Annotated in this window: 14 protein-coding genes; 12 read left to right on the forward strand and 2 right to left on the reverse strand. The window is 68.2% G+C overall.

Features of this window, described 5'->3' with window-relative positions; all coding sequences use genetic code 11:
- Positions 1–47: 47 nt before the first annotated feature.
- From AC3WLF_RS04245 to AC3WLF_RS04260, 4 genes are all read left to right on the forward strand, one after another.
- The gene (locus AC3WLF_RS04245) at positions 48–2,921 is read left to right on the forward strand and encodes a c-type cytochrome (RefSeq protein ID WP_492357928.1); all 2,874 of its coding nucleotides are present in this window, start codon (positions 48–50) and stop codon (positions 2,919–2,921) included.
- Positions 2,922–3,549: 628 nt separating this feature from the next.
- Positions 3,550–4,950 (forward strand): MFS transporter, encoded by a 1,401-nt coding sequence (locus AC3WLF_RS04250; RefSeq protein WP_492321435.1) that lies wholly within the window; start codon positions 3,550–3,552, stop codon positions 4,948–4,950.
- A gap of 201 nt (positions 4,951–5,151) precedes the next feature.
- Positions 5,152–5,802 (forward strand): uracil phosphoribosyltransferase, encoded by a 651-nt coding sequence (upp, locus tag AC3WLF_RS04255; protein ID WP_010812902.1) that lies wholly within the window; start codon positions 5,152–5,154, stop codon positions 5,800–5,802.
- Between the two features lie 127 nt (positions 5,803–5,929).
- The gene (locus tag AC3WLF_RS04260; protein ID WP_010812903.1) at positions 5,930–6,094 is read left to right on the forward strand and encodes a DUF3149 domain-containing protein; all 165 of its coding nucleotides are present in this window, start codon (positions 5,930–5,932) and stop codon (positions 6,092–6,094) included.
- Between the two features lie 52 nt (positions 6,095–6,146).
- On the opposite strand, the gene AC3WLF_RS04265 is transcribed toward AC3WLF_RS04260, so the two are convergent.
- Positions 6,147–7,673: a helicase HerA-like C-terminal domain-containing protein gene (locus AC3WLF_RS04265; RefSeq protein ID WP_492351766.1), complete on the reverse strand. Its 1,527-nt coding sequence runs from the start codon at positions 7,671–7,673 to the stop codon at positions 6,147–6,149.
- Positions 7,674–7,892: 219 nt separating this feature from the next.
- On the opposite strand from AC3WLF_RS04265, the gene AC3WLF_RS04270 reads away from it, so the two are divergent.
- From AC3WLF_RS04270 to rng, 8 genes are all read left to right on the forward strand, one after another.
- A complete protein-coding gene (locus tag AC3WLF_RS04270) occupies positions 7,893–8,618 on the forward strand; it encodes a YebC/PmpR family DNA-binding transcriptional regulator (RefSeq protein ID WP_010812905.1) in 726 nt (241 codons plus the stop codon).
- 84 nt (positions 8,619–8,702) lie between these two features.
- Positions 8,703–9,971: a phosphoribosylamine--glycine ligase gene (gene purD / locus AC3WLF_RS04275; RefSeq protein ID WP_010812906.1), complete on the forward strand. Its 1,269-nt coding sequence runs from the start codon at positions 8,703–8,705 to the stop codon at positions 9,969–9,971.
- 179 nt (positions 9,972–10,150) lie between these two features.
- On the forward strand, positions 10,151–11,062 hold the full coding sequence (hemF, locus tag AC3WLF_RS04280) for an oxygen-dependent coproporphyrinogen oxidase (protein WP_492351765.1): 912 nt from the start codon (positions 10,151–10,153) through the stop codon (positions 11,060–11,062).
- 10 nt (positions 11,063–11,072) lie between these two features.
- Positions 11,073–11,807 (forward strand): nicotinate-nucleotide adenylyltransferase, encoded by a 735-nt coding sequence (locus AC3WLF_RS04285; RefSeq protein ID WP_492321432.1) that lies wholly within the window; start codon positions 11,073–11,075, stop codon positions 11,805–11,807.
- A gap of 61 nt (positions 11,808–11,868) precedes the next feature.
- Positions 11,869–12,606, forward strand: coding sequence for a ribosome silencing factor (gene rsfS, locus AC3WLF_RS04290; RefSeq protein ID WP_492321431.1), 738 nt, complete (start codon positions 11,869–11,871; stop codon positions 12,604–12,606).
- Between the two features lie 53 nt (positions 12,607–12,659).
- On the forward strand, positions 12,660–13,139 hold the full coding sequence (gene rlmH, locus AC3WLF_RS04295) for a 23S rRNA (pseudouridine(1915)-N(3))-methyltransferase RlmH (RefSeq protein WP_011614787.1): 480 nt from the start codon (positions 12,660–12,662) through the stop codon (positions 13,137–13,139).
- A 33-nt stretch (positions 13,140–13,172) separates the two neighbouring features.
- Entirely contained in the window at positions 13,173–13,787 is a 615-nt protein-coding gene (locus AC3WLF_RS04300; RefSeq protein ID WP_010812911.1) for a Maf family protein, read from the forward strand.
- 86 nt (positions 13,788–13,873) lie between these two features.
- Positions 13,874–15,340: a ribonuclease G gene (gene rng, locus AC3WLF_RS04305; protein ID WP_010812912.1), complete on the forward strand. Its 1,467-nt coding sequence runs from the start codon at positions 13,874–13,876 to the stop codon at positions 15,338–15,340.
- Positions 15,341–15,407: 67 nt separating this feature from the next.
- Here rng and AC3WLF_RS04310 read toward each other — a convergent pair whose 3' ends face one another.
- Positions 15,408–15,722, reverse strand: a complete 315-nt coding sequence (locus AC3WLF_RS04310; protein ID WP_492321430.1) for a hypothetical protein — start codon at positions 15,720–15,722, stop codon at positions 15,408–15,410.
- Positions 15,723–15,764 lie beyond the last annotated feature (42 nt).

A 15,764-nucleotide genomic window follows, 5' to 3' on the forward strand; every position in this document is an offset into this window, starting at 1 on the left:
AAGGACTCGTGCCCCAGGCCACCCCTGCGACCGCGGTCGCGGGCAGCATGCCGCCGCCCGCCGCCGACTGCCTGGTTGCCCGGGTGCTGACACCGCCTGGCCTGCGCTGGATCGACGGCAAGCCGCTGGCGGCACGCCTGCTGGGCGCGCAGCGCGAGGCCGCGCTGGCGCTGCCGGGCGTGCGCGCGGTCGTCATCCGCAACAACTTTGCCGGCGTGGCGGCGGCTTCCGGCGCACAGGCCGCCAACGCAATCCAGGCGCTGCAGGCACGATGGTCCGCCCCGCCCCGCGCCGGCGACGCGCCGGTAACGCGCCACGCGCTGGCCCGGCGCGGCAATGCCGATGCGGTGCTGGCCGGCGGCGCTGCGCGCCACACGCAGCACTACCAGTGGCCGCTGGCCGGCACCCGCGGCGAGGCGTATTGCACGGCCGTCGCCGACTGGCGCGACGGCAAGCTGACCGTGTGGCTGCCGAGCACGCGCCCTGGCGCGCTGCGCGCCGAGCTTGCCGCGCTGCTGGGCATCGCGCAGCAACAGGTGGTGCTGGCCTGCTGGCAGGCGCCCGACGACCGCGCGGACCCCGCCCTGCTCGCGCCGCACGCCGCCGCCGACGCGGCGCTGCTGGCCCACGCCGCCGGACTGCCCGTGATGCGTCGGCTGTGTGCCGCCGACCTGGGTCTTGCCGATGCCGCGCTCGATATGCGCGTCGACACCGCGCTGGCCGGCACTGCCATCGAAGCCTACGCCGCAACGCTGGCGGGCACCGCCGCCCCGGCCGTATCGCTGGCGCTGTGGCTGACGCATACGGCATCGCCCGTGGCGGACGGCATCGATGCCGACCATGCTGGCGACACCGCCATGCCGCCCTATCGCATCCCGCATGTCGACCTGGTTGCGACAGGCAACGCCGCCGCGTTCGATGCCGCGCCACTGGCGGCCGCCCGGGCCCAGGTGTTCGCCCGGGAATCCCATCTCGACGAGCTTGCCGCCGCCTCCGGCACCGATCCGGTCGCGCTGCGGCTGGCGCATCTCGACGATGCGCGCGGCACGGCACTGGTACGGCAAGTGGCCGAGCGCGCCGCCTGGACGCCGGCCGCGCCCCGCGCCAACACAGCGGCAGGCAACGTACAGCGCGGCCGCGGCTTTGCCTATGCCCACACCATCGATCACGAAGCCGGGCAGACCTGGTCGGCATGGGTGGCCGAGGTCGAGGTCGACAGCACCACCGGCGAGCTGGCGGTCACGCGCGTGACGGTGGGGCATGACAGTGAATCGCTGCCGCGCGCGCAAGCCGCGCCGTCCGCGCGCTCGCTCGAGCTGGCCGTGGCCGATGCTGCCCTGCAGCTGACGTCGGCCACGCCCGCCTTCGACACCTGGCCGGCCGAGGCGCCATCTGCCAGGCCGGCGCTGCCAGCCGTGCCGGGCAGCGCCCTGCCGGAAGTCCGCCTGGCCGGCACGCTCGCCCCGCATGACGCGCTGGCTGCCAGCCCGACCGGCACCATGCCCGCCGCCGCGGCCGTGGCCAATGCCATCTACGATGCCACCGGCGTGCGCCTGCGCGCGCCGCCCTTCAGCGCCGACCGCATCCGCCTGGCGCTGGCCGAGGCCAGGCCCGGCAACCAGCGCAGCAAGCGCGGCTGGATCGCCGCAGCCGCCGCTGCCGCTGCGGGCGTGTGCGCCACGCTGCTGCCCTGGCGCGCGCCGATCGCACCGGTGGCGCCGCCCGAAGCGGGCTTCTATTCCGCCGCCACGCTCGAACGCGGCCGGCTGGTGGCCGCCGCGGGAGACTGTGCGGTTTGCCATACCGTGCCGGGCGGCGTGAAGAACGCCGGCGGCCTGCCGCTGGAGACGCCCTTCGGCACGGTCTACAGCACCAATATCACCCCGGATGTGCAGACCGGCATCGGCAACTGGTCCTTCGCCGCGTTCGAGCGCGCCATGCGCGAGGGCATCCACCGCGACGGGCGCCGCCTGTATCCCGCGTTCCCGTACACCGCATTCGCGAAGATCAGCGACGGCGACATGCAGGCGCTATACGGGTACCTGATGTCGGCAGAGCCGGTGAAAGCCGAAGTCCCGCAGACGCAGCTGGCGTTCCCCTTCAACGTGCGCCCGCTGCTGGCCGGCTGGAACCTGCTGTTCCATCGCAACGAGCGCTTTACACCGGACCCGTCGCGCTCCGCGCAATGGAATCGCGGCGCGTACCTGGCTGAAGGGCTGGGCCACTGCAGCGCCTGCCATTCGCCGCGCAACGCGCTCGGCGGCGAAAAGGGCGGCCGCCAGTACCTGACCGGCGGCAGCGCCGAAGGCTGGGAAGCGCCGCCTCTGACCGCGCTGTCGCAAGCACCGCTGCCCTGGACCGAAGCGGCGCTGTTCACCTACCTGCGCGGCGGCTATGCACCGCACCATGGCGCCGCGGCCGGACCGATGGCACCGGTGGTCGAGGAACTGGCGCAACTGCCTGAGTCCGACGTGCGCGCGATTGCGCACTACGTGGCCTCGTTCGGCACGCCAGCGCCCTCGCCTGCCGTACTGGCCGCACAGGCAGCGCAGATCGAGCAGCGCAGCGCGCAGGCCGCGCGCACCCTGGGCGGTCCCGGCGAACGCCTGTACCAGAGCGCATGCGCGGTCTGCCACCAGTCGGACCAGGGCATCGCCCAGTTCGGCGTCAAGCCTTCGCTGGCGCTCAATACGAACCTGCACAGCAAGCTGCCGGACAACGTGATCCAGGTGCTGCTGCAAGGCATGCCGGCACCGCCCAACAGCGAACTGGGGGCGATGCCGGCCTATGCCGACACGCTCGACGACCAGCAGATCGCGCAACTGACGCAGTACCTGCGCGCGCGCTTTGCGCCCGACAAACCCGCATGGCAGGACCTGGAGAACACCGTCGCGCGCCTGCGCGCGGCGCCTGCCCACTAGGACTAATCCAGACCTTGCGGGGCCGGCGCGCCGGCCTTCCGCATCCACGCTGACCGCACCTACGCCGTGCCTGGCAAGGCGCTTCGCCACCGGGCAGGGACACGTGCATTCCCGCGCCGGCGCCATGCGCGCCACGCGCGGGAAAACCCCGAGGAGGGAAAACGCAATTCGGCCTTGCCCGCCAGTTTCATGTAGCTTACGCTGAACGATCATGTAGTGCGCACTACATGAGTGCCGCGTGGCTCGCAGCGGTGCCTCCCCGCACAAGGACGGCGCGCCGCAAGCGGCAGACGAGACAACAAAACTAAAAGATTGGCCCTTTACATCACCGGAAGCGCTGGCCCGGGGCTTGCATAGTCCCCCGCAGCGCCGACCGGGAGGCCGGGCCTGGACCAACCAAGGGTAGACAACAAGGAGTGACTATGTCGTATCAGAATCAAGCAGGTGTCGCGAGCGTGCTACCAGGTTAGTTCCAGCCTCGCCAATTGGAGTACTCACCACGTTTCGTTGCAATTCGGTGCGACTGCCCCGGTGTGATCATCACGCATTAGTCAGTACCGTCTGGCCCCGCTTCGATAAACGTGTGCGTCCGAGTTCAAGAACCAGCCTATAAAGACAGGTAGACAACATGTCGTCATCAATTTCATCCATGGCAACAACGACCATCCCGGAAGTCACGCTAGGCTCGGCTCCGCAGCCCAGCGCGAGGGGAGCGTCGTCTCAAACCATCACGATCGAGCAAGGCATCCGCGCGGCCGGCGTCGGCCGGTTCCAGTATCGGCTCTTTGTCATCTTCGGCCTGGTCTGGCTCGCTGACGCGATGCAGGTGCTGTCGATCGGCTTCACCGCGCCGTCGATCGCGGCGACGTTTGGCATTCCCGTACCGACGGCCTTGCAGACCGGGACGATGTTCTTTGTCGGCATGCTGATCGGCGCTTTCGTGTTCGGCCGGCTGGCTGACAGGATCGGACGCCGGCCAGTGCTGATGATGGCGGTGGTCATCGACGCCATCTGCGGTGTCGCTTCAGCCTTTGCACCGGACTTCCAGTGGCTGCTGTTGCTGCGTTTCCTGACCGGCATCGGCGTTGGCGGCACGCTGCCGGTCGACTACACCATGATGGCCGAGTTCCTGCCCTCGGACCGGCGCGGTCGCTGGCTGGTCCTGCTGGAGTCGTTCTGGGCCGTCGGCACGATCCTGCTCGCCATTCTTGCGCTGATCGCCGTGTCGCGAGGCAATGATGCCTGGCGGCTGATCTTCCTCGTCACGGGCATCCCCGCCCTGGTCGGCGTGGTGTTCCGTTTCTTTGTTCCCGAGTCTCCGCTCTACCTGAATAAATCGGGACGCTCGGCCGAGGCGCGCGCGGTGCTGCAGCGTGTCGCCACCGCCAATCGCGTGTCCGTTGAAATCGGCAACCTGGAGCCGCAGCCGATGGAGCGCAAGTCGGTCTTTGCGCTGTTCGCGCGCGGATGCCGGCGCCGCACCATCTGCCTGCTTGCCGCCTGGGCGCTCATCTCGATCGCCTACTACGGCGTCTTCGTCTATCTGCCGGTCAAGCTGGCGGGCCAGGGCTTTGGCTTCATGCGCGGCCAGGTCTTCCTGATCGTGCTCGCGCTGGTGCAGCTTCCCGGGTTCGCGCTGGCCGCGCACGGCGTCGAGCGCTGGGGCCGCAAGCCGACCCTGATCGGCTTCCTGCTGCTCAGCGCGGCAGGCTGCATGCTCTACAGCCTGGGTACGTCCACCGCGCTTATCGTCGGCTCGACCCTGCTGATGAGCTTCTCGCTCCTCGGTACCTGGGGCGCCCTCTACGCCTTCACGCCCGAGGTGTACCCGACCGACCTGCGGGCCAGCGGGATGGGCACTGCGGGTGCGATGGCGCGCTTTGGCGGCCTGTTCGCGCCGTCCATCATTGCACCGATCATGGCCAGCCAGTTCACCCTCGCCCTTGCGCTGCTTTCGTCATTTCTTGCCGTGGCGGCAATCGCCATCTACATGGTGGATATCGAGTCGAAGAACCGCGCGCTCGACTAGCGCAAGGCGCCGCCGGACGCTCCCGGCAGTTCAGGGAGCCCGCCGGCGGCGCTGACGTGGCGGGTCCCGAAAGCGAAGCCACGGGCAGGACGGCCCGCTTCCATTACAATCCGGCTGCAACGGCGCGGCGCGCTGGTCGACCCGATCTCGCCGCCCGCTTCACCTGCTTGCCCCTATCCCGCCGAGCCCTCGCCGCCAGCCATGAAACAAGACCCGCGCTTTCCCAACCTGTTCATCCTCGACCACCCGCTGATCCAGCACAAGCTCTCGCACATGCGCGACAAGGAAACGTCGACGCGCACCTTCCGCGAACTGCTGCGCGAGATCACGCTGCTGATGGGCTATGAGATCACCCGCAACCTGCCGCTGACCACGCGCCGCATCGAGACGCCGCTGGTGGAGCTGGACGCGCCGGTGATCGCCGGCAAGAAGCTGACCATCGTGCCAGTGCTGCGCGCGGGGGTGGGCATGAGCGACGGCCTGGTCGAGCTGATCCCGTCGGCGCGCATCGGCCATATCGGCGTGTACCGCGACGAGCAGCACCGGCCGGTGGAATACCTGGTGCGCCTGCCCGACGTGGAGGACCGCAGCTTCATCCTGTGCGACCCGATGGTCGCCACGGGCTATTCGGCTGCGCATGCCGTGGATGTGCTCAAGCGGCGCGGCGTGAAGGACGAGGCCATCACCTTCGTTGCGCTGGTGGCGGCGCCCGAGGGCGTGGAGGTGTTCCAGAAGGCGCATCCGAACGTGCAGCTGTTCGTGGCCTCGCTCGACAGCCATCTCGACGAGCACGCCTACATCGTGCCGGGCCTGGGCGATGCGGGCGACCGCCTGTTCGGCACCAAGAACTGAGTGGCGCGCGGCGGGCTGGCTTGCGCTTGACCGGCCTCAATAGTCCGCGCCACAGGGCTCCCTACACTGGCGGCAGGCGCCGGCGAGACCTCGCCGGCGGCCATCGCCAAAGCAAAGGGAGCCAAGCATGGAAGCCTTCAAGATCCTGTTCAGTACCAGCACCGGCCTGATGAGCCTGGGCGTGATCGTCTTCATCATCGGCATGGGGTGGTTCTTCGCGCGGATGTTCGCGCGCAAGATGCGCGAGGATGCGGCAGCGGCCAAGGCGCAGCAACAAGCGCAGCGCCGCTAAGGAAAAGGGCCGCTTCGCGCGGCCCTTTCCGTCATTGCGTCAGTCCGGGTCTTTACTTCTTCTTGCCCAGCAGGCTCCCCAGCACGCCGCGGATCAGCTCGCGCCCGACCTGCGAGCCCACCGTGCGCGCGGCCGACTTGGCCATCGACTCCAGGATCGAATCGCCGCGGCCGGTCTTGCCGGTGCCCTTGGTCAGCGTGCCGAAGATGTCGCCGGCCGTGCCGAGCCAGCCGCTGTCCTGCTCGCCCGCTGGCTGCCCCGCCGGCGCGCCGCCAGCGCCCTTGCCGTTGCCATTGCCGACCGTCGCCACGCTGCCGCGCAGCTTTTCATAGGCGGATTCGCGATCCACGGTCTTCTCGTAGGTGCCCGCCACCAGCGAACTTGCAATCAGCTGCCTGCGCTCTTCCTCCGTCGCCGGGCCGATGCGGCTGCCCGGTGCCAGCACCCAGGCGCGCTCGGTCACGCAGGGCGTGCCCTTGGCGTCAAGGAACGACACCAGGGCCTCGCCCACGCCCAGTTCGCTGATCGCGGTTTCCAGGTCCAGCTTGGGGTTGGCGCGCATGGTGGTGGCCGCCACCTTGACCGCCTTCTGGTCGCGCGGGGTAAAGGCGCGCAGCGCATGCTGCACGCGGTTGCCCAGCTGGCCCAGCACGGTGTCGGGGATGTCGATCGGGTTCTGCGTGACGAAGTACACGCCCACGCCCTTGGAACGCACCAGCCGCACCACCTGCTCGATCTTGTCGAGCAGCGCCTTGGGCGCATCGTTGAACAGCAGGTGGGCCTCGTCGAAGAAGAACACCAGCTTGGGCTTGTCCAGGTCGCCGGCCTCGGGCAGCTTCTCGAACAGCTCGGACAGCATCCACAGCAAGAAGGTCGCGTACAGCCGCGGCGCGTTCATCAGCTTGTCGGCGGCCAGGATATTGACCACGCCCTGGCCCTTCTCGGTCTGGATGAAGTCTTCCAGGTTCAGCATCGGCTCGCCGAAGAAGACGTCCCCGCCCTGCGATTCCAGCGCGATCAGCCCGCGCTGGATGGCGCCGACCGAGGCGGCCGAGATATTGCCGTACTCGGTGGTGAACTGGCCGGCGTTGTCGCCGACGTACTGCAGCATGGCGCGCAGGTCCTTGGCGTCGAGCAGCAGCAGGCCATTGGCGTCGGCAATGCGGAACACCAGGTTCAGCACGCCCTGCTGGGTGTCGTTCAACTCCAGCATGCGCGACAGCAGCAGCGGGCCCATGTGCGAGACCGTGGCGCGCACCGGGTGGCCCTTCTCGCCGAACACGTCCCACAGCGTGGTCGGGCACGCGCCCCATGCCGGCTCCGGCAGGTTCAGGTCGGCCAGGCGCTGTTTTAGCTTGTCGGACGGCTGGCCGGCCTGCGAAATGCCGGTCAAGTCACCTTTGACGTCCGCCATGAAGACCGGCACGCCCAGTCGCGAGAAGCCCTGCGCCAGGGTCTGCAGCGTGACGGTCTTGCCGGTGCCGGTGGCGCCGGTGATCAGCCCGTGCCGGTTGCCCATCTGCGGCAGCAGCACCAGTTCATGTTCGGCGTTCTTGGCGATGAGGATGGGGTCGGCCATGATGCTCCTGGGGTTTTGAGGTCTGGCACCGCGGGACTCGCCACGGCAGCGGCGCGGGCAGGCCCGCGTGATAAAATCCTGGGCTGATTATAGCCAGCCGCCAGGCATATCCGTCACCTGGCGCGCGCTGTCCGAGGGCTTTGCCACCCCGGCCACGGCGCGCATGGCAACCCCGCACAACATCACCGCAGATCACCGCATTCCGCTTCGGAGAGAATCATGGCCGGTCACTCGAAATGGGCCAATATCAAACACAAGAAGGCCGCCGCTGACGCCAAGCGCGGCAAGATCTGGACCCGCCTGATCAAGGAAATCACCGTTGCCGCCAAGCTCGGCGGCGGCGATGTCGACTCCAACCCGCGCCTGCGCCTGTCGATCGACAAGGCCATGGACGCGAACATGCCCAAGGACAACATCCAGCGCGCGATCCAGCGCGGCGTGGGCGGCATGGAAGGCGCCAACTACGAAGAGATCCGCTACGAGGGCTACGGCCTGGCCGGCGCGGCCATCATCGTCGACTGCCTGACCGACAACCGCACCCGCACCGTGGCCGAAGTGCGCCATGCGTTCTCCAAGCACGGCGGCAACATGGGCACCGAAGGTTCGGTGGCGTTCATGTTCACCCACTGCGGCCAGTTCCTGTATGCCCCCGGCACGCCGGAAGACAAGCTGATGGAAGCCGCGCTCGAAGCCGGCGCCGACGACGTCGTCACCAACGACGACGGTTCGATCGAAGTCACCTGCCCGCCCAACGATTTCTCGGCGGTCAAGGCCGCACTGGAAGCCGCCGGCTTCAAGGCGGAAGTGGCCGACGTGGTGATGAAGCCGCAGAACGAAGTCAGCTTTGCCGGCGACGACGCGGCCAAGATGCAGAAACTGCTCGACGCCCTGGAAAACCTGGACGACGTGCAGGAAGTCTTCACCAATGCGGTGATCGAAGACTAAGCTGCAACAAGCCCCCATCGGCGGCGCCCCGGACACAGCCCAGGCCGCCGCCTTTTAGTATGTGTTTCTTTTCTGGCAGTGATCATGAAAGTATTGGTTGTCGGCTCGGGTGGACGTGAACACGCGCTGGCCTGGAAATTGGCCCAGTCCCCCAAGGTGCAGGTGGTGTACGTGGCGCCGGGCAACGGCGGGACCGCGCTCGACAAGCGCCTGCAGAATGTTCCGCTGACCGACCCCGAGGTCATCGCCGCCTTTGCCGAGCGCGAGGGCGTGGCCTTCACCGTGGTCGGCCCCGAGGCCCCGCTGGCCGCCGGCATTGTCGATATCTTCCGCGCCAAGGGCCTGCGCATCTTCGGGCCGACCCAGGCTGCCGCGCAGCTGGAATCGTCCAAGGACTTCGCCAAGGCGTTCATGGAGCGCCACGGCATCCCGACCGCCGCTTACCAGACCTTCTCCGACGCCACCCAGGCGCACGCCTACATCGACGCCCAGGGCGCTCCGATCGTGATCAAGGCCGACGGCCTGGCAGCGGGCAAGGGCGTGGTGGTGGCGATGTCGCTGGAAGAAGCGCACACCGCGGTCGACATGATGCTGGCCGACAACAAGCTCGGCGACGCCGGCGCGCGCGTGGTGATCGAAGAGTTCCTGGACGGCGAGGAAGCCAGCTTTATCGTGCTGGTCGACGGCAAGAACGTGCTGGCGCTGGCCACCAGCCAGGACCACAAGCGCCTGCTGGATGCCGACGCCGGCCCCAACACCGGCGGCATGGGCGCGTATTCCCCCGCCCCGGTGGTCACGCCCGCGCTGCATGCGCGCGCGCTGCGCGAGATCATCCTGCCGACCGTGCGCGGCATGGAAAAGGACGGCATCCCGTACACGGGCTTCCTGTACGCCGGCCTGATGATCGACAAGGACGGCAACCTGAAGACGCTGGAATTCAACTGCCGCATGGGCGACCCCGAAACCCAGCCGATCCTGGCGCGCCTGAAGACCGACCTGGTCGATGTGATGGAGCACGCCGTCAACGGCAAGCTCGACAGCATCGAGCTGGACTGGGACCGCCGCACCGCGCTGGGCGTGGTGATGGCCGCCTACGGCTATCCCGACAGCCCGCGCAAGGGCGATGCCATCACCGGCATCCCGGCCGAGACCGACGACAGCGTGACCTTCCACGCCGGCACCACCCTCAAGGACGGCACCCTGCTGACCTCGGGCGGGCGCGTGCTGTGCGTGGTGGGCCTGGCCGACACCGTCAAGGCAGCGCAGCGCGCCGCCTATGCCGCGGTCGAGCAGATCCGCTTCGACGGCATGCAGTACCGGACCGACATCGGCTACCGCGCCATCAAGCGCTGATCCTTCCCGGCAAACGCCGTTCCGGCCGGCATGGCTGATCCGCCTTGCCGGCCAGCTTTGGACCTGCGCGACCCGCCGGCCGCCTCAGCCGGTACAATCGTGACAACGCTGTGACGCGCCTGGCAGCCGCCAAGGCTGCCAGGCCGCCCTCAGCCCGGTCCATCCGCTTTCCGCCAACCATGATCGATTCCCAGGCAGTCCGTGCCTATCTGCTCGGTCTGCAAGACCGCATCACCGATGCCATCGGTGCCATCGACGGCCAGCCGTTCCTGACCGACGCCTGGGAGAAACCGCCCACCGAACGCCTGCGCGGCAGTGGCCGCACCCGCATCCTGGAAGGCGGCGCGGTGATGGAGCGCGCCGGCGTGGGCTTCTCGCACGTGAGCGGCGACACCCTGCCGCCGTCGGCCACCGCCAACCGGCCGGAACTGGCCGGGCGCAGCTTCGAGGCCATGGGCGTGTCGCTGGTGTTCCACCCGCGCAATCCCTATGTGCCCACGGTCCATATGAACGTGCGCTGCTTCCTGGCGCTCAAGCCGGGGGCCGAGCCGGTATGGTGGTTCGGCGGCGGCATGGACCTGACGCCCTACTACGGCGACGCCGGCGACTGCGCGCACTTCCACCGCACCTGCCAGCAGGCGCTGGCGCCCTACGGCGACGACCTGTACCCGCGCTTCAAGCAGTGGTGCGACGAGTATTTCTTCCTGCGCCACCGCAACGAGGCGCGCGGCGTGGGCGGGATCTTCTTCGATGACTTCTCCGCGCTGGGCTTCGAGCGCAGCTTCGCCATGATGCAATCGGTCGGCGACGCCTTCCTGGACGCCTACCTGCCGATCCTGCAGGCGCGCAAGGACACGCCCTACGGCGAGCGCGAGCGCGGCTTCCAGGCCTACCGGCGCGGGCGCTACGTCGAATTCAACCTCGTGTTCGACCGCGGCACGCTGTTCGGCCTGCAGTCGGGCGGACGCGCCGAATCCATCCTGATGTCGATGCCGCCGCTGGTGACCTGGCGCTATGACTGGCAACCGGAACCGGGCAGCCCCGAAGCGGCGCTGTACACCGATTTCCTGCCAGCGCGCGACTGGGCCTGACGCCTGACCTATGGCCAATCCAGCGCAACACCGCAAGCCCGCCGCCGACGCGGGAGAACCGCCGCAACCGTCCGCCCGCCCCTATCGCCTGGGTATCCTGGGCGGCACATTTGATCCTCCCCACGTCGGCCACCTGGCACTGGCGCGGCTGTGCATCGAACACCTCGGGCTGGATGAGCTGGTGTGGATACCCACCGGCCAGTCGTGGCAAAAAGGCGACGACGTGACCCCTGCCGCCGACCGCCTGGCCATGACCGAACTCGCCGCCGCGGCGCTTGGCGACAGCGGCGCCAAAGTCCGCGTGAGCCGCATGGAAGTGGACCGCGCCGGCCCCAGCTACACCATCGACACCGTACGCCAGCTGCGCGCCGAATACGGCCCCGAAACCTCGCTGTGCTGGCTGATGGGCGCCGACCAGCTGCTGCGCCTGCACACCTGGCACGGCTGGCAGGCACTGTTCGAACACGTGCACCTGTGCACCGCCACGCGGCCGCGCTTTGAACTGGCGGCACTGGAGGGTCCGGTGCTGGCGGCACTGGCCGAACGCCAGGCTGACACGCACCTGATACAATGCACGCCCTCCGGCCGGATGTGGATCGACCAGACGCTCGCCGTCGACCTGTCTTCCACCCACCTGCGCCAGCGGCTGGCAGCCGGCCAGCCGGCAGATGACCAACTGCCGCCCGGCGTGGCACACTACATTGCCAACCACGGGCTGTACCGCAACGCCCCGGCCAGGGCATGACCGGGGTTGCACCAGTCCCGGCGCCCACCCCCAACCGATCTCAGCTGAACAAGAAGACACCATGGATATTCGTAAACTGCAACGCGCCATCGTCGACGGCCTCGAGGATGTCAAAGCGCAGGACATCAAGGTGTACGACACCAGCCACCTGACTGAACTGTTCGACCGGGTGGTGATTGCCAGCGGGACATCCAACCGCCAGACCAAGGCGCTGGCAGCGTCGGTGCGGGATACGGTGAAGGGAGCCGGCGGCCATATCGTGGCGGTCGAGGGCCTGGAAACCGGCGAATGGGTGCTGGTCGACTGTGGCGACGCCGTGGTCCACATCCTGCAGCCGCAGTTGCGCCTGTACTACAACCTGGAAGAAATCTGGGGCGACAAGCCGGTGCGCATGAAGCTGGCCGCCGGCGGCCGCGGCCTGGCCAAGGCCAGCGAGCCGATGGACGAGGACGAGGAAGAAGCCCCGGTGCGCACCGTGCGCCGCGCCAGCAACCTGCGCCCCGCGCTGGCCCGCCTGCCCGAAGGCATGAAGGAGCCGTCGCCGCCGATGGGCCATGAGGACACCGACGCGGACGCCATCGCCACCATCCGCAAGCCGGCCCGCAAGACCGCCACCAAGACGGCAGCGACCAAGACCGCCGGCACCCGCGCCGCGGCGCCGCGCAAGACCGCTGCCGGCACCACCGCGCGCAAGACCGCAACCAAGACCGCGGCCAAGAAGGCCCCGAGCAAGACCGCTGCCAGCAAGACCGCAGCAGCCAAGCCGGCCGCGCGCAAGCGCACCACCCGCTCGGCCTGAGTCCCGGCGCGCGGCCGCCCGGCGGCCGCGCAGCATGACCCATCCCCTGCCCCATGCAACTGGTGATCGTGGCCGTCGGCCACAAGATGCCCGGCTGGATCGAGACCGGCTTCAGCGAGTACGCCAAGCGCATGCCGCCCGAGCTGCGCATCGAACTGCGCGAGGTCAAGCCCGAAACCCGCTCGTCCAGCAACAACGCCGCCACCGTGATGCAGCGCGAAGCCGCGCGCATCGAGGCGGTGCTGGGCTCGCTGTCGAAACAGTGTCGCATCGTCGCGCTGGATGAGCGCGGGCGCGACTTCACCACCGTGCAACTGGCCGCGCAGCTGACCGACTGGCAGCGCGAGGGCGGCGACGTGGCCTTCCTGATCGGCGGCGCCGACGGGCTCGATCCCGCCCTGAAAGCCCGCGCCAGCACCCTGATCCGGCTGTCCAGCCTGACCCTGCCGCACGGCATGGTGCGCGTGCTGCTGGCCGAGCAGCTGTACCGCGCCTGGTCCGTCACACAGAACCACCCCTATCATCGGGCCTGATCCCGGCTGTCGCCGGTAGGCCCCTCCGCCGCGATGCCCGACACCCTGCACGACTACCTTTACCTCGCCTCGCAGAGCCCGCGCCGCCGCGAGCTGCTGACCCAGCTCGGCGTGCGCTACGAACTGCTGCTGGCCGATGACGACGAGGATGCCGAAGCGCTCGAGGCCGTCCAGCCCGGCGAGACCCCCGACGACTACGTCCAGCGCGTCTGCGCGCTGAAGGCCGAAGCCGCGCTGCGCCGCCGCGAACGCCGCGCGCTGCCCGATGCGCCGGTGCTGACCTCCGACACCACGGTCTGCCTGGGCGGCCGCATCCTGGGCAAACCCGCCGACGGCGCCGATGCCGCGGCCATGCTGGGCGCGCTCTCGGGCAGCACCCACCGCGTCCTGACCGCCGTGACGATCGTGTCGACCACGGGCATGCGGCATGCGCTGTCGATCTCGGAAGTCACCTTCCGCCCGATGCAGCCCGCCGAGATCGAACGCTACGTCGCCAGCGGCGAGCCGCTCGGCAAGGCCGGTGCCTACGGCATCCAGGGCCGGGCGGCGGAGTTCGTCGAGCGGATCAGTGGCAGCTATTCAGGTATCATGGGCTTGCCCTTGTTTGAGACGGCGGCGTTACTTCGCCAGGCCCGCCTGCAGTTCTGAGCAGCGCCCTCCGTGCCCAGACAAGACCCGGCCCAGCGCCGGACCACCCTATACAGCCGGGCCACCGGCGACGCGTTTCACCCGCTATGACTGAAGACATCCTCGTCAACATCACGCCCCAAGAGACCCGCGTCGCCATCGTGCAGCAGGCCGCGGTGCAGGAACTGCATGTCGAACGCACGCTCACCCGCGGGCTGGTCGGCAATATCTACCTGGGCAAGGTGGTGCGCGTGCTGCCCGGCATGCAATCGGCCTTTATCGATATCGGCCTGGAGCGCGCCGCCTTCCTGCACGTGGCCGACATCTGGCATCCGCGTGATGCCGACCGCAACAATTCCACCCCGCAGCTGGCCATCGAGAAGACCCTGTTCGAAGGCCAGGCACTCATGGTGCAGGTGATCAAGGACCCGATCGGCACCAAGGGGGCGCGCCTGTCGACCCAGGTGAGCATCGCCGGGCGTACCCTGGTGTACCTGCCGCAGGACCCGCATATCGGCATCTCGCAGCGCATCGAGGGCGAAGTGGACCGCGAGGCGCTGCGCAGCCGCGTGCAGGGCCTGGTGCCCGACGACGAGCGCGGCGGCTTTATCGTGCGCACCATTGCCGAGGAAGCGACCGACGAAGAACTCGGCAACGATATCGCCTACCTGCGCAAGATCTGGGGCGCGATCCGCCAGAACGCCACTACCCTGCCCGCGCCCAACCTGCTTTACCAGGACCTGAACCTGGCCCAGCGCGTGCTGCGCGACTTTATCAACGACGCCACCGGCGTGATCCAGATCGACTCGCGCGAGAACTACCAGATGCTGCTGGAGTTCGCCAAGGAATACACCCCGGCGGTGCTGCCGCGGCTGTCGCACTACACCGGCGAGCGCCCGATCTTCGACCTGTTCAATATCGACGCCGAGATCGAGAAGGCGCTGTCGCGCCGGGTGGACCTGAAGTCGGGCGGCTACCTGATGATCGACCAGACCGAGGCGATGACGACCATCGACGTCAACACCGGCGGCTACGTGGGCGCGCGCAACTTCGACGACACCATCTTCAAGACCAACCTGGAGGCGGCCCACACCATCGCGCGGCAGCTGCGCCTGCGCAACCTCGGCGGCATCATCATCATCGACTTCATTGATATGGAGAACGCCGAGCACCGCGACGCGGTGCTGTCCGAGCTGAAGCGAGCGCTCGCACGCGACCGCACCCGCATCACGGTCAACAGCTTCTCGCAACTGGGCCTGGTCGAGATGACGCGCAAGCGCACGCGCGAGTCGCTGGCGCATGTGCTGTGCGAGCAATGCCCGGTCTGCCACGGCAAGGGCCAGGTCAAGACGCCGCGTACGGCCTGCTACGACATCCTGCGCGAGATCATGCGCGAATCGCGCCAGTTCAACCCGCGCGAATTCCGCATCCTGGCCTCGCAGGAAGTGATCGACCTGTTCCTGGAAGAAGAAAGCCAGCATCTGGCGATGCTTGGCGACTTCATCGGCAAGCCGATTTCGCTGCAGGTGGAATCGACGTTCCACCAGGAACAGTACGACATCATCCTGATGTGAAGATGCCGGCGCAGGCATGGAAAGGCCCGCTCACTGGCGGGCCTTTCTGCATTCTGGCCGGACCAGGCTAGGGCCGGATCACGACTTGCGGACTCACCACGAAGGCGGGTTCGGGCTGGTAGTACACGGCCGGCGGCGGCTGGTACACGACCGGCCGGTCCTTGCACTTGCGCTCCTCCTTGTACTCGCCGTTGTCTTTCCACTTGCGCTTGATCTTGCAGTTGCCGACCCAGAATTCTTCCTTGTAGTCGCCGCCCTTGTACCGGCGCGCGTAGCGGTGATCATCATCGTCGTCCCAGTCGTCGTCGGCCTGGGCGGCGGCGGAGAAGGTGCCAAGGAGCACGGGCAATACGATGAGGGCAACAAGGGCGCGGGGCTTCATTTTTTGGCGGCGGCGAGCGATGGTTGAGAAAGGCTAGCACGC

It is taken from the genome of Cupriavidus sp. FW306-01-F10A (genome assembly GCF_058782785.1).